The following is a 24,017-nucleotide window of genomic DNA, read 5'->3' as shown; positions in this document are numbered from 1 at the left end:
AAGTCCCGTGTTTTCGGCCGGCGTTTTCGACCGGCGCCACGCCGGGTATCCATCCCGAACAGCCGATTCGACAAGGAGCGCGCCGCATGGCACTGTCCCTCGCCGCCGGCGAACCCACCGGCGTGGCCGGGTTCGCACTGACCGTGATGGACTCGCTGGGCGGGTTCGGCGCCGCGCTGCTGGTCGGGCTGGACAACGTGTTCCCGCCGGTGCCGAGCGAGCTCGTGCTGCCGCTGGCCGGGTTCGCGGCGGGCCAGGGCAAGCTGAGCCTGCTCGCCGCGATCCTGTGGACCACCGCGGGCTCGGTCGGCGGCGCGCTCATCACGTACGGGGTCGGCGCCTGGCTCGGCCGGGAGCGCACGCGGCGGCTGATCGTGCGCCTGCCGCTGATGAAGGCCGACGACTTCGACCGCACCGAGCGCTGGTTCACCCGGCACGGCACCAAGGCCGTGTTCCTCGGCCGGATGGTTCCGCTGTTCCGCAGCCTGATCTCGCTGCCGGCCGGCATCGAGCGCATGCCGCTGTGGCGGTTCGTCGCGCTGACCGCGGCCGGGAGCCTGATCTGGAACAGCGGCTTCGTCGTCGCCGGCTACCTGCTCGGCGCGAACTGGCAGGTCGCCGACCAGTACGCGGGCTGGTTCCAGTACGTCGTCCTGGGCCTTACCGTGCTGGCCGTCGCCGTCTTCGTGACCAAGCGGCTCCGCGAGCGCCGCAGGGAACGCGCCGGCCGTTAGGCGCGCTCGGGAGCGGCGGCCACCCGGCGGACGTCCGCGCCCAGGTTGACCAGGTTCTCCACCAGCCCCGGGTAGCCGCGGTCGATGTGGAACACGTCCCACACCTCGGTGACGCCCTCCGCGCACAGGCCCGCCAGCACCAGGCCCACGCCCGCGCGGATGTCCGAGGCCCACACCGGCGCGCTGGACAGCCGGGCCATGCCCCGGACGACCGCGTGGTGGCCGTCGGTGCGGGCGTCCGCGCCGAGGCGGACCATCTCCTCGATGAACCGGAACCGCGCCTCGAACAGGTTCTCCGTGATCATCGATGTGCCGTCGGCGATCGAGGTCAGCGCGATGGCGAACGGCTGCAGGTCGGTGGCGAAGCCCGGGTAGGGCAGCGTGACGAAGTCGACCGCGGTGGGCCGGTCGTGCTGGACCACCCGGAACGCCTGCCCGGCGCCGTCGGCACCGAGGATCGAGACCTCCGCGCCCGCCGTGCGCAGCTTCTCCAGCACGAGGTCGAGGTGGTGCGGGTCCACGCCGCGCACGGTGACGTCGCCACGCGTCATCGCCGCGGCGAAAGCCCAGGTCGCGCCGACGATACGGTCGCCGATGACCCGGTGCTCGGTCGGTTGCAGCGCGTCCACGCCGTGCACGGTCAGCGTCGAGGTACCGGCACCCTCTATCTTGCCGCCCATCTGCAGCAGCATCGTGCACAGGTCGACGATCTCCGGCTCGCGGGCGGCGTTGTCGATGACCGTCGTGCCGTTGGCCAGCACCGCGGCCATGAGGATGTTCTCCGTCGCGCCCACGCTCGGGAAGTCCAGCCAGATCTGCGCGCCGTGCAGGCCCTCGGCCTCGGCCACCACGCAGCCGTGCTCGATCTCGCTGTGCGCACCGAGCTGGCGCAGGCCGCTCTGGTGCATGTCGAGCGGCCGCGACCCGATCGCGTCGCCGCCGGGCAGCGCCACGACCGCGCGCTTGCAGCGACCGACCAGGGGTCCGAGCACGCACACCGACGCGCGGAGCTTGCCCATGGCCGGGCCGTCCGCGCGGTGGTTGAGCTCCGCGGGCGTGGTGATGCGGACCGTGTCGACCTCGATGGTGACCTCGCACCCGAGGCTGCGCAGCACCTCGGCCATGAGCGGGACGTCCAGGATCTGCGGGCAGTTCGTGAGCGTGGTGGTGCCCTCCGCGAGCAGCGCGGCGGCCATCAGCTTCAGCACGCTGTTCTTGGCCCCGACGACGTCGACCGCACCGGTCAACCGCGCGCCACCATGGACCTGGAAGTGCTCCGTCACGAGCGCCCATCATGCCCCACGCCCGGCACAGGTCGTCGGCGGGCACTTCCGGCTCCGATACCCTGCCGCTTTCGGCGCAGAGAGGAAGCGATGAAGGCGTTCTCGAAGCTCGCGAGCCCGTCCGGGTTCTTCCTGGTTCTCCTGTTGTTCCTGTTCCTGCCGTTCGTGTCGGTCGCCTGCGAGGCGGGCAGTGCCGACTACAACGGCGCGGACCTGGCGACGGGAGCGCGGCCGGACGTCGAGATCGCCCCGGGCCTCGAGGACATGGCGAAGGAAGCGGCCGGCCCGGCCGGGACCGACCAGATGCCGGCGGCCGGCGCGCAGGTGCTCGCGTTCGTCGTGATCCTGCTGCTGCTGGCCGGCATCGTCCTCCCGCTCCTCCCCCGGCTGGCGAGCCAGGTGCGGTACCGGATGTTCGGCGGCGCCGGGTTCGCGCTGCTGGCCGGCGTGCTGATGATCGTGACCCAGGACGTGGCGCAGTCGAACATCGCCGCGCGGCTGGCCGAGATCTCGCGGCGGCTGCCGGGCTCCGGGCAGACGCCGGGCGAGGACGACATCGCCGACCGGTTCGTCCACTCCGAGGTCGGCTTCTGGCTCTCGCTCGTCGTGCTGGTCGTCATCGTGCTGACTAGCGTGGGTTACGTGTACCAGGACAAGATCTTCACGAAGACGGCGCCGGCCCGGGCTTCCGCGAGGTCGGCGGCGCGGTCGGCCCCGCGGTCGGCGGAGCCGATCTGGCGGGCCGAGTCGCCGGAGCCGAACGAGCCGGCCGAGCAACCGCCGCCCACCGGACCCAGCGCACCCACCGAGCCACCCGCTCCGGTGGGGCCCGCGGCGCCGACCGAGCCGCCCGCGCCCGCCGGTCCGGAGGCTCCGCCCGAGCCACCCGCGCCGACCGAGCAGCCGAGTTGACCTCGACATAGCTGGAGGTTGCACGCTGGCTCCATGAGAGCCGTGTGGTTGACGGAGTTCGGCGGGCCCGAGGTGCTCGTCGCGCGAGACGAGCCCGATCCGGTGCCCGGCCCGGGGCAGGCGCTGGTGGACGTGGCGTACGCGAACATCACGTTCATCGAGACGCTGTTCCGCGCCACCGGCGGCGGGCCGGTCAAGGCGACGCCGCCGCTGATACCGGGCAACGGCGTCGGTGGCATGGTCGCGGCGGTCGGCGCCGGGGTGCCGGCCGCGCTCGTCGGCACCCGCGTGGTGGCCGGCACCGGCGGGTCGGGCGGGTACGCGTCCCGGGTCGCGGTCGACGCGAACGACGTGATCGCCGTGCCGGAGGGCGTCGCGCTCGACGCGGCCACCGCGCTGCTCGCGGACGGCCGCACGGCGACGCTGCTGGTGCGCACCGCGGAGCCGAAGCCAGGCGAGCGCGTGCTCGTCGAGGCGGCCGCCGGCGGGGTCGGCAGCCTTCTGGTGCAGCTGGTCAAGGCGGCCGGCGCGCACGTCGTGGCCGCGGCCGGCGGGCCCCGCAAGCTGACCGTCGCCCGCGAGCTCGGCGCGGACGAGGTCGTGGACTACCGCGAGCCGGGCTGGCCGGCCCGCGCGGGCTCGGTCGACCTCGTGCTCGACGGGGTCGGCGGGGACGTCAGCCGCGCGGCTTTCGAGCTGCTCCCCCGGGGCGGCCGGCTGCTCAGCTTCGGGCTGTCGAGCGGCAGCTGGAGCCCCGTCACGGCGGAGGAGGCCGCCGCGCGGGGCGTGACACTGCTGCGCACGAACGCGACGCCGGAAGTGCTGCGCGAGTGCACGCGCAGCGCGCTGGCCGAGGCCGCCGCCGGTCGGCTACGCCCGTTGATCGGCCAGCGCTTCCCGCTCGACCGCGCCGCCGACGCGCACGCGGCGATCGAGTCCCGCGCGACGGTCGGCAAGACGCTGCTGGAGGTACGGCCGCGCTAACCCGCGGCCTTGTCCGCCGTGTACAGACGGATCTCGATGCCGTCCGGGTCGTGCAGGCCCAACAGCACGTGGCCGTCGGGCCGCTCGACGATCCCGTCGTGCTTCTCCCCCAGCGACGCCAGGTGGTCCCGCCACGCCTCCAGGTCCGCGAGCGACGGCACGCCGATCGCCAGCGGATCGAAGCCCGCGAGCGCCTTCGCGCGGTCGGGGTCGCCGCGCAGGCCGATCGCCACCGTGTGGTCCGGGTCCGCCAGCGCCACCCCCATCAGCACGCCGTCCTCCACGAACTCCAGCAACAGCTCGAGGCCGAACACCCGCTCGTACCAGTCCCGCGACCGGTCGACGTCGCTCACCGGGAGCTTCACGTGGTGAATGCCCTGAATCCCCGCCATGTCGGTCCTTTCTCGTATCGTCAGCGCCATGGCCGTTCATATCACCCGCGTCTACACCAAGGTCGGCGACGACGGGACCACCGCGCTCGGCGATGGCCGCCGGGTCCCCAAGACCGATCCGCGCCTGGCCGCCTACGCCGACGTCGACGAGGCCAACGCGGCCATCGGCCTCGCGCTGGCGATGGGCGGGCTCACCGACGAGCTGACCGAGGTGCTGCGGGCCGTGCAGAACGACCTGTTCGACGTCGGCGCGGACCTGTGCGCGCCCGTCGTGGCGGACCCGAAGTACCCGCCGCTGCGGATCACCGAGCCCTACGTCGAGCGGCTGGAGGGCTGGTGCGACGACTTCAACTCCCGGCTGCCGAAGCTGAACTCGTTCATCCTGCCCGGCGGCACCGCGGGCGCGGCGCTGCTGCACGTGGCCCGCACGGTGACCCGGCGCGCCGAGCGCAGCGCGTGGCGGCTCATCGAGGCCGACGGGGAGCGCACCAACCCGCTCGCCGCGAAGTACCTGAACCGCCTGTCGGACCTGCTGTTCGTGCTCTCCCGGGTGGCGAACCCGGCCGGCGACGTGCTCTGGTCCCCCGGCGGCGGGCGCTAGCCACAGCCGGCACACAGCCGCCGCACAGCCCGCGGGGTCACCATCGGACCTGACGACGAGAAGGGTTCGACATGCACGACCACGACCGCGGCCTCCAGTTCGACCTGAAGACGCTGCGCAGCAGGCGCTCGGTGCTGGCTCTGTTCGGCGGGGCGGGGCTCGCGGTGCTGGCCGGCTGTGACTCCGGCAGTCCCGCGACCCCCGAGCCCACCGCGACGACGTCCGGGCCGGCCTCGAGCGGCACGTCGGCCGGCACGTCGGCCGCGGGCGCGGTGGCGGAGATCCCGGAGGAGACGGCCGGGCCCTTCCCCGGCGACGGCTCGAACGGACCCAACGTGCTCACCGAGAGCGGCATCGTCCGCGCCGACATCCGCGCCAGCTTCGGCTCGGCCGGGGGAACGGCGGACGGTGTGCCGCTGCGCATCGAGCTGACCGTCGTGGAGGCGTCCTCCGGCGAGCCCATGACCGGCGCGGCCGTGTACCTGTGGCACTGCGACCGCGACGGCAACTACTCGCTCTACTCGCAGGCCGCGGCGGACGAGAACTACCTGCGCGGCGTGCAGGCGGCCGACGACACCGGCAAGGTGTCGTTCACGAGCATCTTCCCGGCCGCCTACAGCGGGCGGTGGCCGCACGCGCACTTCGAGGTCTACCCCGCGCTCGCGGACGCGACCTCGGCCGGCACGAAGCTCGTCACCTCGCAGCTCGCACTCCCCCAGGACGTGTGCGAGAAGGTCTACGCGACCGGCGGCTACGGCGCGAGCGTGCAGAACCTGGCGCGCACGTCGCTGCCGCGCGACATGGTGTTCGGCGACGGCTGGTCCAGCCAGCTGGCCGACGTCAGCGGCGACGTCGGCGCCGGGTTCGTCGCGACGCTGAAGGTCGCTGTCTAAGTCGGACAGAACGGGGTATCCCCCTTCCGTGACGACCACGGCGAGGGCGAAGAACAGCACAGCGATGCAGGCGCTCGGCAGAGCCGGGATCATCTGCTACGGGATCGTCCACCTACTGGTGGCGTATCTGGCCGCGCGGGTCGCGTTCGGCGACACGGCGCAGCAGGCCGACCAACGAGGTGCCATCGAGGAGATCGGCTCGACGGCCATGGGCGGGTTCCTGTTGTGGGTGCTCGCGGTCGGCCTCTTCGCGTTCGCCGGCTGGCAGCTGCTGATGGCGGCCAAGGGCTACCAGTGGGTCTTGAAGAAGAGCAGGCGCACGCGCAAGCGGATCGGCTCCGCGGCCCGTGCGGTCATCGGTGTCGCGCTGGGCGTGACGGCGGTGCGGTACGCGTCGGGCTCGGGCTCGTCGGGGTCGAGCAGCGACCAGCAGCAGACGCTGACCGCGAAGCTCCTCGCGTTGCCGGCGGGCCCGTTCATCGTGGTCGCCGTGGGCGTCGCGATCATCGCGGTGGCCATCGCGACGGCGGTCAAGGGCTTTTCGAAGTCGTTCCTGGAGGACCTGGACATGACCGACCTGCCGCGCGGCTCGCAGCAGTGGGTGCGGCGGCTGGGCGTGTTCGGCTACGTGGCGAAGGGGGTCACGTTCGGCATCGTGGGCGTGCTGATCTGCGTCGCGGGCTTCAACCACGACCCGAAGGAGGCCGGCGGACTGGACGCGGCCCTGAAGACGCTCGCGGCCCAGCCCTTCGGCACGGTGCTGCTGTGCATCGTGGCGCTCGGCCTGGCGGCGTTCGGCGTCTACTGCTTCGCCGCGGCGAAGGCCCACAAGACCTGAAGGATCACACTAGGAAGCCCAGGGCAGGCGGCCCGGTGGGGCCGATTCCAGCCACGACAGGAAGCCGGTCAGCGCGTCCGGGCTCATGGCCAGCTCGATCTCCGGCGCGCCCGTCGAGCCGCCCGTGTCCGACACCCGCAGCACCAGCGAGCCCGGTGGCATGACGTACAGCTCCGTGCCCGACGGCTCGCGGCGCTCGGCTATCTCCAGGCCACTGCGGTGGATGACCCGGTCCGGGCCGGGCCGCAGGCTCGCCACGCGGAACCACACGAACTCGTCACCCCGGTAGCGGCCGACACCCAGATGCCAGCCCTTGCCCGACGGGTCCAGCCGGGTGCGGAACGCGGCGTGGACGCCCCCCGAGCGCAGCGCGCGCAGCCGGCGCACGGTAAGCCACCCCAGCACGACGACGACCAGGACGAGGACCGCTCCGGCAACCACGGTGATGTCCACGGCCCGTCCCTGCCCGCCCCGCCGACCTCAGTCCATCTGCCCTGTGGCGCGGGGCCGGCGGATCGGTACGGCACACCTGCCCGTCCAACGTCGTGGTGCGACTACGACCAGCTGGAGAGACATGTCGGCCACGCCGTACCTCCCTTGTCCGGGGCATCGATCCGAGGCTTTCGCAGTGTAATTGGTCTGTTGACGACGTCACCACTCAGGCCGATTTCCACTCTGGTGAGCAACATCACGGGGCACTACCGTCCTAACCAGACACAAAGCACGACGCCCCCGGCCTCGCCGGGGGCGTCGTGATTGCGTAGCCGCTGGTCAGACCGGCGAGTGGCCGGCCGCGCGCAGGCGCGCCCGCGCCCGCTTCCGCAGCTCCTCGTCGTCGCTCTCGAAGTCGCGCTGCGCCTCCTCGACGTCGATCTCCTCGGCCGGCTCGGCGGCCTCCGCCAGGATCGTCACGCCCTGCTCGGTCACCGACAGGAACCCGCCGTGGACGGCGGCGTGGTACTCCTCGCCGTCCACCGTGTCGATCCGGACCATCTCGCCCTCGACGATCTCCGCCACGAGCGGGACGTGCCGCGGCAGGATGCCGATCTCGCCGGCGGTCGTCCGCGCGAACACGAACGTGGCCTGCCCCTCCCAGAGCAGCCGGTCCGGCGCCACCAGCTCGACGTGCATGTCAGCCACGTGAGTCTCCTCTGCGGTCGATCCGGTCCAGCGTCACTTCTTGGTGATCTCTTGGTACTTGCGGTCCAGGTCCTCGAGCCCACCGATGAGGAAGAACGCCTGCTCGGGCATGTGGTCGAACTCGCCCTTGGTGAGCTTGTCGAACGCCTCGATGGTCTCCTTCAGCGGCACCGTCGAGCCCGGCTGGCCGGTGAACTGCTCCGCCGCCATCATGTTCTGCGACAGGAACCGCTCGATACGCCGCGCCCGGCCGACGAGCTGCTTGTCCTCTTCGGACAGCTCGTCGATACCGAGGATCGCGATGATGTCCTGCAGGTCCTGGTAGCGCTGCAGGATCCGGATGACCTCCTGCGCGACCCGGTAGTGCTCCTCGCCGACGATGGCCGGGTCGAGGATCGTGGAGCTCGACGCCAGCGGGTCCACCGCCGGGAAGATGCCCTTGGAGAACACCGCACGCGAGAGCTCGGTGGTGGCGTCCAGGTGGGCGAACGTGGTGGCCGGCGCGGGGTCGGTGTAGTCGTCCGCGGGCACGTAGATCGCCTGCATCGAGGTGATCGACCGGCCCTTGGTCGAGGTGATCCGCTCCTGCAGCTCGCCCATCTCGTCGGCCAGGGTCGGCTGGTAGCCCACCGCGGACGGCATGCGGCCGAGCAGCGTGGAGACCTCGGAGCCGGCCTGGGTGAACCGGAAGATGTTGTCGATGAACAGAAGGACGTCCACGCCCTTCTCGTCCCGGAACCACTCGGCCATCGTCAGCGCGGACAGCGCGACGCGCATGCGGGTGCCCGGCGGCTCGTCCATCTGGCCGAACACCAGCGCGGTGTCCTTGAGGACGTTGGCCTCCTGCAGCTCGAGCCACAGGTCGTTGCCCTCACGGGTGCGCTCGCCGACGCCGGCGAACACCGAGGTACCACCGAAGTTGCGGGCGATGCGGTTGATCATCTCCTGGATGAGCACCGTCTTGCCCACGCCGGCGCCGCCGAAGAGGCCGATCTTGCCACCACGCACGTACGGCGTGAGCAGGTCGACGACCTTCAGGCCGGTCTCCAGCATCTCGGTACGGCCCTCGAGCTGGTCGAACGCCGGCGCCGGGCGGTGGATGCCCCAGTGCGTGAGGTCCTTGCCGTAGCCGGGCTCGTCGAGGCAGTCGCCGAGCGCGTTGAACACGTGGCCCTTGACCTCGTCGCCGATCGGCACCGAGATCGGGCCGCCGGTGCTGACGACCTCCTTGCCGCGCACCAGGCCGTCGGTGGGCTGCATGGAGATCGCCCGGACGACGTTGTCGCCGAGGTGCTGGGCGACCTCGAGGGTCAGGGTCTTGGACAGCTCCTCGAAGTCCACCTCGGCGTGCAGCGCGGTGAACAGCTCGGGCATCGCGTCGCGGGGGAACTCGACGTCGACGACGGGCCCGGTGATCCGCAGGACGCGACCGGCGGTCGTCTGTCCCGATGTCGCTGAGGAAACAGTGGCAGTCATAGGTCAGTCATCACTTCCTGCGGCGGCCGCGAGCGCGTCAACGCCCCCGACGATCTCGCTGATCTCCTGGGTGATCTGGGCCTGGCGGGCCCGGTTGGCTTCGAGGGTCAGGTCCCGGATGAGGTCGTTCGCGTTGTCCGTCGCCGCCTTCATCGCGCGGCGCCGCGACGCGGACTCCGAGGCCGCCGACTCCAGCAGCGCGGTCCAGACCCGGGCGGACAGGTAGCGCGGCAGGAGCGACCCGAACAGCTCCTCCGGGTCCGGCTCGAACTCGTACAACGGCTGCGGGCCGACGTCCTCCGCGCCGTACTCGACCTCCAGCGGGGCCAGCCGGTGCGCGACGGGCGTCTGGGTCAGCATGCTGCGGAACTCGGTGTAGACGATGTGCACCTCGTCGACGCCCTGCACGTCGCTGGTGTCCACGTCCGCCGGGACCTCGTCGGCGTACTCGGTGCCGACGAGGAACGAGCCCACCAGGGTCCGGGCGGCCGTGGCGGCCGCCTGGTAGTTCGGCTGCTCCGAGAAGCCCGTCCACGACTCGACGATCTCCCGCTGGCGGAACTTGTAGTAGTTCACGCCCTTGCGGCCGATCACGTACAGGACGGGCTCCTTGCCCTCCTCGCGGAGCAGGGCCTGCAGCTCCTCCGACCGGCGCAGCACGTTGGCGTTGTACCCGCCCGCGAGCCCGCGGTCGCTGGTGACGACCAGGACCGCGGCCCGCTGCGCGTTCTCGCGCTCGACCAACAGCGGGTGGTCCAGCGCCGCGGTCTCGGCAAGCGCGGAGACCACGCCGGTGATCCCCTCGGTGTACGGACGGCTCGCCTCGACCCGGGCCTGGGCCTTGGCGATCCGCGAGGTCGCGATCAGCTCCTGCGCCTTGGTGATCTTCCGCATCGACTGCGTCGCGCGGATCCTTCGGCGGAGAATGCGTACCTGTGCCGGCATCGTCGCTACCCGGTCACTTCTTGGCCGGCGCGGCCCGCCGGACCTTCACCGACTCGTGCTCGACGTCCTCGGCGTCCATGGCCTGGGCCTCCGCCTCGTTGACCACCGAGCGGCCGTCCGAGGTGGTGAACTGCTCGAGGACGGTCTTGATCGCGTTGGTCAGGCGCTCCTCGGCGTTCTCGGAGAGGTCCTTGGTGTCGCGGATCTCCTTGAGCAGGCCCTCCTCGTGGTGGCGCACGTGGTCGATCAGCTCGGCCTCGAACCGCCGCACGTCGCCGACCGGGACCGCGTCGAGGTGGCCGCGGGTGCCCGCGTAGATCACGACCACCTGCTCCTCGGCCGGCATCGGCGAGTACTGGGGCTGCTTGAGGATCTCCACCAGCCGCTCACCGCGGTCCAGCTGCGCGCGGGAGGCCGCGTCGAGGTCGGACGCGAACGCGGAGAACGCCTCCAGCTCACGGAACTGGGACAGGTCCAGCCGCAGCGAGCCCGCCACCTTGCGCATGGCCTTGATCTGCGCGGAGCCACCGACCCGGGACACCGAGATACCGACGTTGATCGCCGGGCGGACGCCCTGGTTGAACAGGTCGGTCTCGAGGAAGCACTGGCCGTCGGTGATCGAGATGACGTTGGTCGGGATGTAGGCCGACACGTCGTTGGCCTTGGTCTCGATGATCGGCAGGCCGGTCATCGAGCCGCCACCCAGCTCGTCGGACAGCTTCGCGCAGCGCTCCAGCAGCCGGGAGTGCAGGTAGAACACGTCGCCGGGGAACGCCTCGCGGCCCGGCGGGCGGCGCAGCAGCAGCGAGATCGCGCGGTAGGCCTCGGCCTGCTTGGTGAGGTCGTCGAACACGATCAGCACGTGCTTGCCCTGGTACATCCAGTGCTGGCCGAGCGCCGAGCCGGTGTACGGGGCGAGCCACTTGAAGCCGGCCGACTCCGACGCCGGCGCGGCGACGATCGTCGTGTACTCGAGCGCGCCCGCGTCGTCCAGCGCCTGGCGCACCCCGGCGATCGTGGAGCCCTTCTGGCCGATCGCGACGTAGATGCAGCGGACCTGCTGCTTCTCGTCGCCCGACGCCCAGTTCTCCTTCTGGTTGATGATCGTGTCGACGCAGACCGCGGTCTTGCCGGTCTTGCGGTCGCCGATGATCAGCTGGCGCTGGCCGCGGCCGATCGGCGTCTGCGAGTCGATCGCCTTGATGCCGGTCTGCAGCGGCTCCTTCACCGGCTGCCGGTTGATCACGCTCGGCGCCTGCAGCTCGAGCGCGCGGCGCTCGTCCGAGGCGATCTCGCCGAGGCCGTCGACCGGCTCGCCGAGCGGATTCACCACGCGGCCGAGGAAGGCGTCGCCCACCGGCACCGAGAGGACCCGGTTGGTCCGCTTGACCGGCTGGCCTTCCTCGATCTTCTCGAAGTCACCGAGGATGACCGCGCCGATCTCGTGGATGTCGAGGTTCTGCGCGACACCCAGGACCCCGCCCTCGAACTCGAGCAGCTCACTGGTGATGGCCGATGGAAGGCCTTCGACCCGGGCGATGCCGTCGCCGGCCAGGGTGACGGTGCCCACCTCCTCGCGGGCGGTCTCAGGCGAGAAGTTGGCGACGTAGTTCTCGATCGCGCTCCGGATCTCGTCCGATGAGATCGTCAGCTCCGCCATGGCTATCTGGTCCCTGCTCTCTCGTGCTAACTCGGTTCTTGGGGCTGGTGCGTCCCGCACTCAGCCGGACAGCTCCTGCCGGGCCTGCGCCAGGCGCGTCGCGATGCTTCCGTCGATCACTTCGTCACCGACCCGGATGACGAGCCCGCCCAGCTGGTCGGGGTCGAGCTCCACCTGCACCGAGACCGCCCGGCCGTAGATGCGCGACAGCGCGTCCGCGAGCCGCTGCTCGTGCTCGGCGGTCAGCGGGGCCGCGGCGGTCACCCGCGCGACCGACCGCTCCCGGCGGGCAGCGGCGAGCTCGGCCAGGTCGTTGACCACGGCGTCCAGCGGGCGGTCGTGGCGCAGCCGGACGGCCTGCCGCAACAACTCGAGGGTGACCGGCCGGACCTTGCCCGAAACCAGCGTGCCGAGCAGCTCCTGGCGGCGCTCCACGGGCTGCTCGGTGTCGGTCAGCAGCTCACGCAGCCGCACCTCGGAGTCGAGGACCCGGGCGAACCGGAACAGCTCGTCCTCGACGTCCTCGAGCGACCCGTCCTGCTCGGCGGCGGTCAGGAGCGCGCGGCGGGCCAGCAGCTCCACGGTGTCGACCAGATCGCCCGGGTGTGACCAGCGGGCGGACACCAGCCCGGTCAGCGTCTCCATCGTGGCGTCGGAGATCTTGCCCCCGAACACCGTGTCGGCCAGCCGGGTCCGCTCGGACGGCGCGGTGGCCGGGTCGGCGAGCAGCCGCCGCAGCGTCCGCTCGCGCAGCAGCACCGCGGCGAGGTCGAACAGCTCGCCCGCCAGCTGCCGCAGCGTCTTCGCGCTCGTGCTCCCGGTCCGCTCGTCCAGGTCGTGGATGGCGACGGCGAGGGCTTCCCTGCTCGCGGCCTGCATCACGCATCACCCTTCGTGGCGGTGGCGACCGTGCCCTCGGGCGCGGCCATTGCCTCGAGCTCGTCGAGGAACCGGTCCACGGTGGCCCTGCGGTTGGCGTCACTCGACAGGTGCTGCTCGACCAGCTCGGCCGCCCGCTCGACGGACAGCCGGCCGATCCGCTCGCGCAGCTCGCGGACGACGGCCTGGCGCTGGGTGGCCAGCTCCTCGTGGCCGCGCTGGCGGATCCGCTCGATCTCGCGCTCGGCGTGGGCCCGCATCTCCTCGACGATGCGCTGCCCGTCGGCACGAGCCGTGTCGCGGATCTTGGCCGCCTCGGTCCGCGCCTCGGCGAGCGCCTCGCTGTAGGCCGTCTCCGCGGCGACCAGCCGCTCGCTCGCCTTTGTGGCGTCGCTGACCTGCCGGGCCACCAAGTCCTGCTGGGACTTGATCATCTTGTTGACGGGCGGCAGCACGTACCGCCAGATCACGGCGATGACCACGACGAGCGCGATCAGCTCGCCGATGAACGCGGACATCAGCGCGCCTCCTCTCGTATCGCGCCGTCCGAGCCGACCACCCGGTTGGCCAGGTCGAGCGCGATCCCGCGCACGTGTGGTTCGAGGTCGGCGAGCGTCCGTTCGCGCTCCCGCTCGAGCTGCTCGGCGGCCTCCCGGCGCAGGACGTTGACTTCGGCACCAGCCCGCGCGCGGAGCTCGTCGAGCGTCTGCTGTCCCTCGGCCCGGGCCGTGTCGCGGATGCGGCCCGCCTCGGCCCGTGCCTCGGCGAGCGCGTCCTGGTAGCGCGCCTTCGCCTGCCGGAACTTCTCCTCCGCGGCCCGGCTCTCGTCGACGGAGCGCTGCACCATCGCGTTGCGCTCGCGCATCGCCGTGCGGACCGGCGGCACGATGTACCGGAAGAAGATGAACAGCACGACCAGGATGATGATCGTCGTGACGAAGATCGTGCCGTTCGGCAGCAGGAAGTTCTCCTTCTCCTGCGCCACGTAGGTCGTGCTCATGCGCGTCACACGAGGGGGAAGACGAAGAGCAACAGTGCCGCGAACGCGACGTTGATGAAGTAGTTGCCCTCGGCCAGACCCACGGTCAGGAAGAACGGCGTGAACAGCCGTCCCTGCGCTTCCGGCTGCCTGGCGACGCCGGCCACGAGCTGGGCACCGGCCAGGCCGTCACCGATGGACGCACCGGCCGCACCACCGGCGAGGGCGAGGCCGCCGCCGATGTAGGCACCAGCCGTGGCGATCGCGTCTCCAATGTCTGCCATTGACACTTACCTTTCTCGTTCACTGCTTTTGTCGTGTTGGTTCGTACGGAAAGCCGCACAGCCGGGAGGTCAGTGCGCTCCCTCTGACCTGTCCTCCATCGACTGTGCGAAGTAGATGATCGTCAGGAACGCGAAGATGAACGCCTGCACCAGTCCGATGAAGATGTCGAAGAGCTTCCATCCGGCGGTCGGCAGCCAGGTGATCCAGAGCGGAATCAACGTGAACAGGCTGAGCATGACTCCGCCGGCCAGCAGGTTGCCGAACAGTCGCAGCGCGTGCGACACGACCCCGGTGATCTCCTCGAGGAACCACAGCGGGGCGAGCTTCGGGTTGTGCCCCTGGGCGATGTGGCGCAGCTGCTGGAAGGCGCCGCCGTGCGCCCGCGCGCCCACGACCTGCCGCCAGAAGAACACCAGCAGCGCCATCGGGTAGACCAGGTTGACGTCCGCGGTCGGCGGCGGCAGGTAGTGGTGCAGCGGGAGGACGACGATCCAGTTGGCCGCGAGGATGAACACGAACAGCGTGATCGACAGCGGCACGAGGAACGGGGCCGAGCGCACGCCGATGCTGGTCTCGACCTGGGCGCGCAGGAAGCTGGTCACCGCCTCGAAGAACAGCTGCACCCGGTTGGGCACCCCGGACGTGATCTTCGCCCGGACGTAGAACCCGAGCCCGACCACGACCGCGGCGGCGAACAGCGTGCCGAGGATGGTGTCGACGTTGAGCGTCAGCCCGAGGAACTCGACCTCGGGGTGGTGGCCGACCTCGATGTCCGTCTCCGCGGCGAGAACCAGGTCCGTCACTTGCGGCGCTCCTTCATGACCGGCATGACCGTGGTGCCGACGATGATCACCTGGAAGACCGCGAGGCCGAAGAAGACCCCGAGACCGTCCGGCCGCACGAAGATGGCGATACCGAACGCGACGGCGGTGATCAGCAGCAGCCGCGGAACCGACGTTCGGCCGACCGCCATCTTGGTCGGGTTGTCGCTGGCGATCACCTTGACCACCGACTTCTGCAGCAGCCGCGTGTTCAGCACGCCGAGGCCCAGTCCGACGATGCCGAAGGCACCCATCATGATGTGCCCGAGCAACGCCGTGACCAGGAGCCCGACGACCCCGACCCCGGCGGCGATGAGTATCGGCTTGCGGAGGTTCACGACTATCGCGGCCGGAACTTTGGCCGCCGCGGCTTGCATGGCTGCTGACACGATCGAACCTCGACCTCTAATTCTTCATGAATCGCCGGAACTTGAAATACGCGTATAAACAGGCGACCGTGATTCCGGCCGCGAGACCGACAAGAGCAAAGATCGGCAGGGTGTTGGCCTTCGAGTCGATGAACCAGCCCAGCAACATTCCGCCTGCGACCAAGACCGCGATCGCGGAGCCGACGCCGAGAAGTTCCCGGGGGCTGGGCGGCGTTGGTGGCACGCCGACCCAGGCCTACCGGAGGCCTATGGGCACGTGATGATCACTCATGCGCAAGCTCCTTGTCGGTCAAAGCGACGGGTGGTTTTCGATGCCACAGACCCCTTGGCGGATCCAGCCGTCGCGGCCGGCGTGTCCCCATGCCTCCTTGGGGACGAATCGCACGCTATCACACGATTCTCGCCCCCCTTTGGGCGGCCTGAGGTGCGAAGTCAGGGGTGTATCAAGGTCAGTTTCTACCGGTCTCCCGCAGCCTCGGGATGGCCGAGATGACGAGTACGACGAGGAGCCCGACACCCATCCCCCAGGCGACCGCGAGCGCGTCGAAGATGGTCAGCGCGACGGCCCCGAAGGCGAGCACCGCGGCCCACAGGTAGATCAGCAGGACGGCCCGGCGCTGCGAGTGGCCGATCTCCAGCAGCCGGTGGTGCAGGTGCATCTTGTCCGCGTGGAACGGGCTCAAGCCCTTGCGGGTGCGGCGGATGACCGCGAGCAGCAGGTCGAGCAGCGGCACGAACAGCACCGCGGCGACGACCAGCAGCGGGGAGAGCAGCGCGATCGTGGTGGTCGCGTCCGGCACGGTGACCCGGCCCGACGCCGACGTCGCGGCCGCGGCCATCATCAGGCCGAGCAGCATCGAGCCGGAGTCGCCCATGAAGATCTTCGCGGGCTGGAAGTTGTGTGGCAGGAAGCCCAGGCAGGCGCCCGCGAGCGTGGCCGCGATCAGCGCCGGCGCGTAGTTGTTGACGTCGCCGCCGGTCTGCTTCAGCAGGTTGAGGGAGAAGGCACACGTCGCGGTCGCCGAGATGAGGCCCACACCGGCGGCGAGCCCGTCGAGGCCGTCGACGAAGTTCATCGCGTTGACCATCGTGACCACGAGCAGCACGGTCACGATCGCGCCCTGGTTCTGGTCGAGCACGAGCGTCGAGCCGAGCCCGTCGTCGGCGCCCCACGGCACCCACACCAGGAGCCACTGCAGCCCGAACAGCACGAGGATGCCCGCGCAGGTGGTCTGGCCGGCGAGCTTGGTGAGCGAGTCGAGCTCGTACCGGTCGTCGAGCATGCCGATCAGCACGATGAGCCCGCCGCCGATCAGCACGGCGGCCGGGTCGAGCGTGTACTCGAACGCGCGGCGCAGGAGGGGCAGCTGGTGGGCGAGGAACATGCCGCCGCACACGCCGAGGTACATGGCGACCCCGCCCAGCCGCGGGATCGGCACGGTGTGCACGTCGCGCTGGCGCGGGTGGGCGACCGCGCCCCAGCGGATGGCGAGGCGCCGCACGAGGCCGGTGAACAGGAACGTCAGCACCGCCGTGGTCAACCCCACCAGGACGTACTCCCTGATCGGAAGTCCGGCCGGCTGGAAGCCCTGGGCGAGGTTCACCCGGAGTTCCTCGGATAGGCGGGGTGGGCGGTCGCGAGGCGGCTGACCTCGTCCGCCGCGGCGGCCAGCGCGGCGTCGCCCGCGGTGGTGCCCGGCTCGGCCCGCACGGCGCTGCCGATGAGGCGGGCGATCTCGGCCATGTCCGGCTCGGTCATGCCCTGGGTGGTGACGCTCGGCGAGCCGATCCGGATGCCGGACGCGGTGGCCGGCGGGGCCGGGTCGAACGGGATCGCGTTCTTGTTCAGCGTGATCCGCGCGGCGTCGCAGCGGCGCTCGGCCTCCGCGCCGGTGACCTCGAGCGGGCGGACGTCCAGCAGCGCGAGGTGGGTGTCGGTGCCGCCGGACACCGCGCGCATGCCCTCCTCCTCCAGGCCCTTCGCGAGCGCGACCGCGTTCGCGACGACCTGGGTGGCGTAGTCCTGGAAGTCCGATGTGGATGCCTCGCGCAGCGCGACCGCCTTGGCCGCCACCGAGTGCATGAGCGGGCCGCCCTGGCTGAACGGGAACACCGCCTTGTCGATCGCCTTCGCGTGCTCCGCGCGGCAGAGGATCATGCCGCCGCGCGGGCCGCGCAGGACCTTGTGGGTGGTGAACGTCACGACGTCCGCGAACGGCACCGGCGATGGGATCGCCTTGCCCGCAACGAGTCCGACGAAATGCGCGGCGTCGACCATGAGGATCGCGCCGACCTCGTCCGCAATGGACCGGAACGCCGCGAAGTCGATCAGCCGCGGGTACGCGGTGGCGCCCGCGATGATCAGCCGCGGCTCGTGCGCGAGCGCGAGGTCGCGGACCTGGTCGTAGTCGATCAGCTCGGTGTCCGCGCGCACGCCGTAGGCGACCGGCTCGAACCAGCGGCCGGAGAAGTTGACCTTCGAGCCGTGCGTGAGGTGGCCGCCCTGCTTGAGGTCCATCGCGAGCACGACGTCGCCCGGCTCGCAGAAGGCGGCGTACGCGGCGAGGTTCGCGCTCGCGCCGGAGTGCGGCTGCAGGTTCGCGTGGTCCGCGCCGAAGAGCTCCTTCGCCCGCGCGATGCCGATCTCCTCGGCGACGTCGACCTGCGCGCAGCCGCCGTAGTAGCGGCGCCCCGGGTAGCCCTCCGCGTACTTGTTCGACAGCGTCGAGCCGAGCGCGGCGAGCACGGCCGGGCTCGTCAGGTTCTCGCTGGCGATCAGCTGCAACCCGCCACGGAGGCGCTCGAGCTCACCGAGCACGACGTCGGCGATCTCGGGGTCCGTGCTGGTCAGGGCATCGAAGTCCGGGCCCCAGAACGGCGTTTCCAAGCCTGTTGCACTCTCCGGTGTCCAATGTTCCGGCGCTTTGCCGAGCCAGGCTACCGCGCCGGATCGGAGTTACCGTTCGGTGGTGACCAAGCTGAAGAACGACGAGTACGAGACCGAGCTGGCCCGGTTGCACCTCGAGCTCGTGAAGCTCCAGGACTGGGTCAAGGCGCAAGGGCTACGGGTCGTCGTCCTGTTCGAGGGACGGGACGCGGCGGGCAAGGGCGGGGTGATCAAGCGGATCACCGAGCCCCTCAACCCGCGCGTGTGCAAGGTCGCCGCGCTGGGCACGCCGACCGAGCGGGAGAAGACGCAGTGGTACTTCCAGCGCTACGTCGCCCACCTGCCGGCCGCCGGGGAGATCGTCCTGTTCGACCGGTCCTGGTACAACCGCGCGGGCGTCGAGCACGTGATGGGCTTCTGCACCGAGCAGGAGTACTGGGAGTTCCTGCGCGCGGCGCCGGAGTTCGAACGGCTGCTGATCCGGTCCGGGATGACGCTCGTGAAGTACTGGTTCTCGGTGTCCGACGAGGAGCAGGAGAAGCGGTTCCACGAGCGGATCGCCGACCGGACGAAGCGGTGGAAGATCTCCGACATGGACCTGGAGGCCCGGCGCCGCTGGAACGAGTACTCCAAGGCGAAGGACGAGATGTTCGCCCACACCGACGTCGAGGACTCGCCGTGGTGGGTGGTGGACGCGGACAGCAAGAAGCGGGCGCGGCTCAACTGCATCTCGCACCTGCTGTCGCTGATCCCGTACGAGGACGTGCACCCGCCGAAGCTCTCGCTGCCGCCGCGCGAGCCCGCCGACCCGGACTACCAGCGCCCGCCGCTGGACTCGCAGCGCTGGATCCCGGAGAAGTACTAGGCGCCGGAAATTCGGTGCCTAAGTCGGTGGGTCCAGGAAGCTGGGCAAGCGAATTATGTGCCGGATTTCCGGCGCGGGACACTTGCTCACGGCGCGGTGCGGACCTCGCTGCCGAGCACCTCGGACACCGCCGCCAGGCTGACCGCGCCCTCGCGCAGCACGACCGGCTCGTCGCCGGACAGGTCGACGATCGTGGACGGCACCGGGTCGCCGGACGGGCCGCCGTCGAGGTAGATCGCGACCGACTCGCCCAGCTGGTCGCGGGCCTCGTCGACGGTGGCCGCGGGTGGACGGCCGGAGACGTTGGCGCTGGAGACGGCCATCGGGCCGACGTCGCGGAGCAGCTCGATCGCGACCGGGTGCAGCGGCATCCGGAGCATGACCGTGCCGTGGCTGCGGCCGAGGTCCCAGGACAGCGACGGGGCGTGCGGCAGCACGATCGACAGGTCGCCCGGCCAGAAGGCCTCGATCAGCGCCCGCGCCTGCTGCGGCACCGAGAGCACGAGGCCGTCGATGGTCGTCCAGGAGCCGACGAGCACGCCGACAGGCATGTCCGGGCCGCGGTTCTTGGCAGCCAGCAGCGACCGCACGGCCGTCGCGGAGAACGCGTCCGCGCCGATGCCGTAGACGGTGTCGGTCGGGATCACCACGAGGCGCCCGCCGCGCACCGCGCTCGCCGCGGCGGCCAGCCCGTCGGCGCGGTCGGGTTCCCTGGCGCAGTCGTACACCACACTCACGCGCGAAACCCTAGCCCTGGGGTGTCCGCGACGGATCCGTGGCCGGGCGATCCACCGCACACGCCCCGGGTCAGACCCCGACGCGGGTGATCTGCGGGGACATCTCGTCGGCGCGGCGGCGCCACGTCTGGCGGCGGAAGCGCCACACGATCAGGAACAGCAGCAGGGCGCCGGCCACGACGCCGAGGACGACCAGGAGCGGGTTGCCCATGAGCCCGCCGGCGACGACCGTGATCAGTCCCAGTGCGACGGTCAGGACGGCCAGGCTCACCGCGATCCCCTCCGGGGCCCACGTCCACCGCCGGCCCAGCTCCACCTCGTGCAGCAGCTGCTCCGCGCCCCGGTCGAGCTCCTCGTCGCCGACCTTGAGCGCGAGGATCCGCTCGGCCGCCTGCTCGCAGATCAGCAGCTGCTGCTCGCTCGTGATGACCAGCGTGTCGTCCGCCGTGCGCGACCGGCTCTGCTCGGCCACCGAGTACCAGGCGCTCGCGAGGTAGTAGCGCAGCACCGGCTCGTCGGGCTGGTCGGCGACGAGGTGCTCGAGGTCGGCGATCGAGCCGGCCGCGCGGCCCTCGCCGATCAACACCTGGCTGATGCCGAGCTTGGCCATGAGCGACGCGAGGCCGCCGGCGTGCAGTGCCCGCTGGTAGTGCTCGTCCGCGGCACGCCAGTGGCCGCGCGCGAGATGTACGTCACCGACGCCGACGTGGTCCAGCGGATGGTCACGCAGGCGAGCGGCGGTCTCGAAATGCCTCATCGCCTCGTCGAGGCGGCCGTCGAGCAGGGCGTGCCTGGCCAGGCCGGCGTGCTCGTGCCCCACGGACCCACCACCAGGGAGGTCGTCGGGCACGAGCCGCCATTTGTCGATCACGTCCTGCCAAGCACGAAGCATTGGATCACCCCGGCGGGCACGTTACCCTCGGTACAGCCCGTGTCGGGGGGTAGCAGAGGTGAAACTCGTGGCGAGCATCCGTTCGCTGAGCTCCAAGTGGCTCGCGATCTGCCTTGCCGCTGCATACGTTCTGGTCAGCGCCTTGCTCGGCGGGTTGCTGCTGGTCCGCCCGGCGGTTCCGTCGGTCGCCGCGCCGGGACCCGCGCCGCCGACGTACGTGTCGGACAAGGGCTCCGGCACGAGCGCGACCCGCCCGCCGCCGCGCGGCTTCCAGCGCGTGACCGGCCCGGCGCGGATCCGGACGGTGATCCCGGTCGGCTGGCGGCTCGCGCGGGCCGGCGCACCGGGCGCGATGCGTGCCTCCGACCCCTCCGACGCGGGACGCTTCCTCGGCTACGGCGGCGCGCCGTCCGCGACGAGCGACATCGCCCAGCTGCACCTCGCGACCGAGACCCAGTTCGCCGAGCGCGCGGCGGACTACCAGCGGATCGCCCTGAACCAGGCGACCTACGGCGGCCACCCCGCGATCGAGTGGGAATACGAGCACAACGACGGCAGCGGACTGCAGCACGTGTGCGCGCTGTACTGGCTCGTGGACAACACCGAGTACTTCGTGTTCGCGTCCGGCCCGGCCGACCAGTGGTCACGCATGCGGCCGATCTACGACGCCATGGTGGCGAACTCGCGGCCTTAGGCGCGCCGCGCGGTGACGAATCTGGGCCGGCCCGCGAGGTCGGCGTGGTCCTCGATGTCGGTCAACGTCCGGCGGGCGGCGAGCAGCGCCGGCACCGACTCGCCCTGCGTGTCGTCGTGCTCCATCGCGAACGCGCCACCCGGGACGAGCAGCCGGGCCGCCGCGGCGACCACGTGCCGGACGACCGCGAGCCCGTCGCCCGCCGCGAACACCGCGTCGAACGGGTCGTGCTCGGCCACCTCCGGCGGCACGGCGGTGCCGACCGGCACGTACGGCGGGTTGCAGACGAGCAGGTCGACGCGGCCCTCGAGGTCGGCCAGCAGCGCGGAGTCGGTCACGTCCCCCTGGTGCAGCACAACCGGCGTGTCGCCGGCCGCCGCGCGGGCGTCGGCGTTGCGGCGGGCCCAGGCCAGCGCCGCGGGGTCGCGCTCCACGGCGTGCACCGTGGCGTCCGGCCGCTCGTGGGCCAGCGCCAGCGCCAGCACGCCCGAGCCCGTGCACAGGTCGACCACGAGCGGGTCCGCCACGTCCTTGAGCGCGCCGGCGCCCCACTCCAGCAGCAGCTCGGTCTCCGGCCGCGGCACGAACACCCCGGCGCCGACCTCGACCGTGATGCCGCCCATGGCCGCACGGCCGAGCAGGTGCTGCAGCGGCACCCGCGTCGCCCGCTGCCGCACGAGCCGGCCGATCGCCTCGATCACCTGCGGGTCCGCGAGCGGCACGAGCGGCAGCCGGCCGCGCTCGACGCCCAGCACGTGCGCGGCGATGAGCTCGGCGTCGACGCGGGGTGACGCGACACCGGCGGCGGCGAGGATGCGCTCGGCATCGATGATGGCCAGGCGAAGCGGCTGACGGGTCACGGGCTCACCCTCGCACACGGCACCGCCGGTCAGGCGGATTGCGCGGCGGCGAGGCGCTCGTCGCGGTCGGCCGACGCCAGCGCGTCGAGCACGCCGTCCAGGTCGCCGTCGAGAACCTGGTCGAGGTTGTAGGCCTTGTAGTTGACCCGGTGGTCGGAGATCCGGTTCTCCGGGAAGTTGTACGTGCGCACCCGCTCCGAGCGGTCGACCGTGCGGACCTGGCTGCGCCGGGTGTCCGCGGCCTGCTTCGCCGCCTCCTCCTCGGCCAGCGCCACGAGCCGCGCCCGCAGGACCTGCAGCGCGCGGGTCTTGTTCTGCAACTGGCTGCGCTCGTTCTGGCAGGACACCACGATCCCGGTCGGCAGGTGCGTGATCCGCACGGCCGAGTCGGTCGTGTTGACGCTCTGGCCGCCCTTGCCCGACGAGCGGAACACGTCCACGCGCAGGTCCTTCTCGTCGATCGCCACCTCGACGTCCTCGACGTCCGGGTAGACGAGCACGCCGGCCGCGGACGTGTGGATCCGGCCCTGCGACTCGGTGACCGGCACGCGCTGCACGCGGTGCACGCCGCCCTCGAACTTCAGCCGCGACCACACGCCGTCGGCGGCCGGGGTGCGGGACTTGATCGCGACCGTGACGTCCTTGTACCCGCCGAGCTCGGTCTCCGTGCCGTCGAGCACCTCGGTCTGCCAGCCGTGCCGCTCGGCGTAGCGCAGGTACATCCGCAACAGGTCGCCGGCGAACAGGGCCGACTCGTCGCCGCCCTCCCCCGACTTGATCTCCATCAGCAGGTCGGAGCCGTCGTGCGGGTCGCGTGGCAGCAGCAGCTCGGTGAGCCGCGCCTCCAGTGCCGGGACCCGCTCCGCGAGCGACTCGGCCTCCGCGGCGAACGCCTCGTCCTCGGCGGCGAGCTCGCGGGCCGCGGTGAGGTCCTCGCGCGCCGACTCGAGCTCCCGCAGCGTCTTCACCGTGGGAGTCAGCGCGGCGTAGCGGCGGCCGAGCTTGCGAGCCCGCGCCTGGTCGCCGTGCACCGCCGGATCAGCGAGCGCCTGCTCCAGCGCGGCGTACTCGTCCAGCAACTCCCTGAGCGACGTCGAGTCCACGTCCCGGCCTCCTCTCCGTCCTCGTCCGGTTCGTCGTCCCGGGTCATCTTCCGGCTTCTGCCGGGCCGCTGCCCGGATGCCTGACGCACGAAAACGGCGCCCACCCGAAGTTCGGGTAGGCGCCGATCGCGAAGCTAGGAGTTCTTCTGCCGCTTGCCGTAGCGGGCCTCGAAGCGAGCGACCCGGCCGCCGGTGTCGAGGATCTTCTGCTTGCCCGTGTAGAACGGGTGGCAGTTCGAGCAGATTTCCACGTGGATGCTGCCCGACTTCTTGGTGCTGCGCGTGGTGAACGTGTTGCCACAGCCGCAGACGACCTCGGTCACGACGTACTCGGGGTGGATACCGGTCTTCACAGATCTTGCCCTTTCTCGGTGGCCGCCGGGTCCCCGCGGTGCATATGCCTTCGAACGGGGTGAACCGGAGCCGGACTCGACCCAACAGTCTGCCAGACGACCTGGCAGTCCCTTCAACAAGACCCGGTGGAACGGTATTCCGGGCTCTGGCTCTCGATGGTGATCGGCCTGCCGGCACTGGTCACGCTGGTGATCCCGTGCCGGCAGGCCGGTGACGATCTCGACGAGCTCAGTCGTCGTTGACGGTGGGTGTGTTCTTCGCCACCTGCATGAGGAACTCGATGTTCGTCCGGGTCTTGCGCAGCTGGGTCAGCAGCAGGTCGATGGCCTGCTGGTCGTCCAACCCGGAGAGCACCCGGCGCAGCTTGACCATCACCGCGTACTCGTCGGGCGACATCAGCAGCTCGTCCTTGCG

At 71.1% G+C, this 24,017-nt stretch carries 30 protein-coding genes; 8 read left to right on the top strand and 22 right to left on the bottom strand.

Features of this window, described 5'->3' with window-relative positions:
• Window positions 1–86 precede the first annotated feature (86 nt).
• Complete coding sequence (locus VH969_RS10885; protein ID WP_331973562.1) at window positions 87–734, top strand: DedA family protein; 648 nt, start codon at window positions 87–89, stop codon at window positions 732–734.
• Here VH969_RS10885 and murA read toward each other — a convergent pair.
• Window positions 731–2,017 (bottom strand): UDP-N-acetylglucosamine 1-carboxyvinyltransferase, encoded by a 1,287-nt coding sequence (gene murA, locus VH969_RS10880; RefSeq protein WP_331973561.1) that lies wholly within the window; start codon window positions 2,015–2,017, stop codon window positions 731–733. The two genes, VH969_RS10885 and murA, sit on opposite strands and share 4 nt — an antisense overlap.
• Window positions 2,018–2,107: 90 nt before the next feature.
• Between murA and VH969_RS10875 the strand changes: the two genes are divergently transcribed.
• Together VH969_RS10875 and VH969_RS10870 are read left to right on the top strand one after the other, a co-directional pair.
• On the top strand, window positions 2,108–2,929 hold the full coding sequence (locus VH969_RS10875; RefSeq protein ID WP_331973560.1) for a hypothetical protein: 822 nt from the start codon (window positions 2,108–2,110) through the stop codon (window positions 2,927–2,929).
• A gap of 33 nt (window positions 2,930–2,962) precedes the next feature.
• Complete coding sequence (locus tag VH969_RS10870) at window positions 2,963–3,913, top strand: zinc-binding dehydrogenase (RefSeq protein ID WP_331973559.1); 951 nt, start codon at window positions 2,963–2,965, stop codon at window positions 3,911–3,913.
• Here the strand turns inward: VH969_RS10870 and VH969_RS10865 are convergent.
• Window positions 3,910–4,305, bottom strand: a complete 396-nt coding sequence (locus VH969_RS10865) for a VOC family protein (RefSeq protein WP_331973558.1) — start codon at window positions 4,303–4,305, stop codon at window positions 3,910–3,912. The two genes, VH969_RS10870 and VH969_RS10865, sit on opposite strands and share 4 nt — an antisense overlap.
• Window positions 4,306–4,333: 28 nt before the next feature.
• Here VH969_RS10865 and VH969_RS10860 point away from each other — a divergent pair, with 28 nt between their 5' ends.
• From VH969_RS10860 to VH969_RS10850, 3 genes are all read left to right on the top strand, one after another.
• On the top strand, window positions 4,334–4,906 hold the full coding sequence (locus VH969_RS10860; protein ID WP_331973557.1) for a cob(I)yrinic acid a,c-diamide adenosyltransferase: 573 nt from the start codon (window positions 4,334–4,336) through the stop codon (window positions 4,904–4,906).
• A gap of 71 nt (window positions 4,907–4,977) precedes the next feature.
• Window positions 4,978–5,799, top strand: a complete 822-nt coding sequence (locus VH969_RS10855; RefSeq protein WP_331973556.1) for an intradiol ring-cleavage dioxygenase — start codon at window positions 4,978–4,980, stop codon at window positions 5,797–5,799.
• Between the two features lie 64 nt (window positions 5,800–5,863).
• Complete coding sequence (locus VH969_RS10850; protein WP_331973567.1) at window positions 5,864–6,637, top strand: DUF1206 domain-containing protein; 774 nt, start codon at window positions 5,864–5,866, stop codon at window positions 6,635–6,637.
• Between the two features lie 9 nt (window positions 6,638–6,646).
• On the opposite strand, the gene VH969_RS10845 is transcribed toward VH969_RS10850, so the two are convergent.
• The 14 genes from VH969_RS10845 to glyA form a co-directional block, all read right to left on the bottom strand.
• Window positions 6,647–7,090 (bottom strand): DUF2550 domain-containing protein, encoded by a 444-nt coding sequence (locus tag VH969_RS10845; protein ID WP_331973555.1) that lies wholly within the window; start codon window positions 7,088–7,090, stop codon window positions 6,647–6,649.
• 318 nt (window positions 7,091–7,408) lie between these two features.
• Complete coding sequence (locus VH969_RS10840) at window positions 7,409–7,777, bottom strand: F0F1 ATP synthase subunit epsilon (protein WP_331973554.1); 369 nt, start codon at window positions 7,775–7,777, stop codon at window positions 7,409–7,411.
• Between the two features lie 33 nt (window positions 7,778–7,810).
• Entirely contained in the window at window positions 7,811–9,253 is a 1,443-nt protein-coding gene (atpD, locus tag VH969_RS10835) for a F0F1 ATP synthase subunit beta (protein ID WP_331973553.1), read from the bottom strand.
• 3 nt (window positions 9,254–9,256) lie between these two features.
• The gene (locus tag VH969_RS10830) at window positions 9,257–10,198 is read right to left on the bottom strand and encodes a F0F1 ATP synthase subunit gamma (protein WP_331973552.1); all 942 of its coding nucleotides are present in this window, start codon (window positions 10,196–10,198) and stop codon (window positions 9,257–9,259) included.
• Window positions 10,199–10,211: 13 nt separating this feature from the next.
• A complete protein-coding gene (gene atpA / locus VH969_RS10825; protein ID WP_331973551.1) occupies window positions 10,212–11,858 on the bottom strand; it encodes a F0F1 ATP synthase subunit alpha in 1,647 nt (548 codons plus the stop codon).
• Window positions 11,859–11,918: 60 nt separating this feature from the next.
• Complete coding sequence (locus tag VH969_RS10820; protein WP_331973550.1) at window positions 11,919–12,737, bottom strand: F0F1 ATP synthase subunit delta; 819 nt, start codon at window positions 12,735–12,737, stop codon at window positions 11,919–11,921.
• Window positions 12,737–13,255 (bottom strand): F0F1 ATP synthase subunit B, encoded by a 519-nt coding sequence (gene atpF, locus VH969_RS10815; protein WP_331973549.1) that lies wholly within the window; start codon window positions 13,253–13,255, stop codon window positions 12,737–12,739. Before atpF ends, VH969_RS10820 begins: the two co-directional genes overlap by 1 nt.
• Window positions 13,255–13,737 carry a F0F1 ATP synthase subunit B family protein gene (locus VH969_RS10810; RefSeq protein ID WP_331973548.1) on the bottom strand — a complete coding sequence of 161 codons (483 nt, stop codon included), beginning with the start codon at window positions 13,735–13,737 and terminating at the stop codon, window positions 13,255–13,257. Before VH969_RS10810 ends, atpF begins: the two co-directional genes overlap by 1 nt.
• 5 nt (window positions 13,738–13,742) lie before the next feature.
• Entirely contained in the window at window positions 13,743–14,000 is a 258-nt protein-coding gene (locus VH969_RS10805) for a F0F1 ATP synthase subunit C (protein ID WP_331973547.1), read from the bottom strand.
• A 69-nt stretch (window positions 14,001–14,069) separates the two neighbouring features.
• Window positions 14,070–14,804, bottom strand: a complete 735-nt coding sequence (locus VH969_RS10800; RefSeq protein WP_331973546.1) for a FoF1 ATP synthase subunit A — start codon at window positions 14,802–14,804, stop codon at window positions 14,070–14,072.
• Window positions 14,801–15,211 carry a hypothetical protein gene (locus VH969_RS10795; RefSeq protein WP_331973545.1) on the bottom strand — a complete coding sequence of 137 codons (411 nt, stop codon included), beginning with the start codon at window positions 15,209–15,211 and terminating at the stop codon, window positions 14,801–14,803. The genes VH969_RS10800 and VH969_RS10795 overlap by 4 nt, the downstream gene beginning before the upstream one ends.
• A 16-nt stretch (window positions 15,212–15,227) precedes the next feature.
• Window positions 15,228–15,434: an AtpZ/AtpI family protein gene (locus VH969_RS34500; protein WP_414638466.1), complete on the bottom strand. Its 207-nt coding sequence runs from the start codon at window positions 15,432–15,434 to the stop codon at window positions 15,228–15,230.
• Between the two features lie 226 nt (window positions 15,435–15,660).
• Window positions 15,661–16,815: a glycosyltransferase family 4 protein gene (locus tag VH969_RS10790; protein WP_331973544.1), complete on the bottom strand. Its 1,155-nt coding sequence runs from the start codon at window positions 16,813–16,815 to the stop codon at window positions 15,661–15,663.
• Window positions 16,812–18,098, bottom strand: coding sequence for a serine hydroxymethyltransferase (glyA, locus tag VH969_RS10785; protein ID WP_331973543.1), 1,287 nt, complete (start codon window positions 18,096–18,098; stop codon window positions 16,812–16,814). Before glyA ends, VH969_RS10790 begins: the two co-directional genes overlap by 4 nt.
• 82 nt (window positions 18,099–18,180) lie before the next feature.
• Here glyA and ppk2 point away from each other — a divergent pair, with 82 nt between their 5' ends.
• Window positions 18,181–18,963: a polyphosphate kinase 2 gene (gene ppk2 / locus VH969_RS10780; RefSeq protein WP_331973542.1), complete on the top strand. Its 783-nt coding sequence runs from the start codon at window positions 18,181–18,183 to the stop codon at window positions 18,961–18,963.
• 86 nt (window positions 18,964–19,049) lie between these two features.
• On the opposite strand, the gene VH969_RS10775 is transcribed toward ppk2, so the two are convergent.
• Window positions 19,050–19,700 carry an L-threonylcarbamoyladenylate synthase gene (locus tag VH969_RS10775; protein WP_331973541.1) on the bottom strand — a complete coding sequence of 217 codons (651 nt, stop codon included), beginning with the start codon at window positions 19,698–19,700 and terminating at the stop codon, window positions 19,050–19,052.
• Between the two features lie 70 nt (window positions 19,701–19,770).
• Window positions 19,771–20,592: a hypothetical protein gene (locus VH969_RS10770; protein ID WP_331973540.1), complete on the bottom strand. Its 822-nt coding sequence runs from the start codon at window positions 20,590–20,592 to the stop codon at window positions 19,771–19,773.
• Between the two features lie 67 nt (window positions 20,593–20,659).
• Between VH969_RS10770 and VH969_RS10765 the strand changes: the two genes are divergently transcribed.
• On the top strand, window positions 20,660–21,286 hold the full coding sequence (locus VH969_RS10765) for a serine/threonine kinase C-terminal domain-containing protein (RefSeq protein WP_331973539.1): 627 nt from the start codon (window positions 20,660–20,662) through the stop codon (window positions 21,284–21,286).
• On the opposite strand, the gene prmC is transcribed toward VH969_RS10765, so the two are convergent.
• The 4 genes from prmC to VH969_RS10745 all read right to left on the bottom strand — a co-directional run.
• Complete coding sequence (gene prmC / locus VH969_RS10760; RefSeq protein ID WP_331973538.1) at window positions 21,283–22,146, bottom strand: peptide chain release factor N(5)-glutamine methyltransferase; 864 nt, start codon at window positions 22,144–22,146, stop codon at window positions 21,283–21,285. The two genes, VH969_RS10765 and prmC, sit on opposite strands and share 4 nt — an antisense overlap.
• A 29-nt stretch (window positions 22,147–22,175) precedes the next feature.
• A complete protein-coding gene (gene prfA / locus VH969_RS10755) occupies window positions 22,176–23,249 on the bottom strand; it encodes a peptide chain release factor 1 (protein ID WP_331973537.1) in 1,074 nt (357 codons plus the stop codon).
• A gap of 134 nt (window positions 23,250–23,383) precedes the next feature.
• Entirely contained in the window at window positions 23,384–23,602 is a 219-nt protein-coding gene (rpmE, locus tag VH969_RS10750) for a 50S ribosomal protein L31 (protein ID WP_331973536.1), read from the bottom strand.
• A 229-nt stretch (window positions 23,603–23,831) separates the two neighbouring features.
• Window positions 23,832–24,017 (bottom strand): hypothetical protein (locus VH969_RS10745; protein ID WP_331973535.1); only part of this gene is annotated, 186 nt, incomplete at its 5' end.

This window comes from Actinophytocola sp. (genome assembly GCF_036555685.1).
In the GTDB taxonomy this organism is placed as follows: Bacteria; Actinomycetota; Actinomycetes; order Mycobacteriales; family Pseudonocardiaceae; genus Actinophytocola.
The sequence above is the reverse complement of the archived record's forward strand: the minus strand, read 5'-3'. Positions and strand labels throughout refer to the sequence as shown.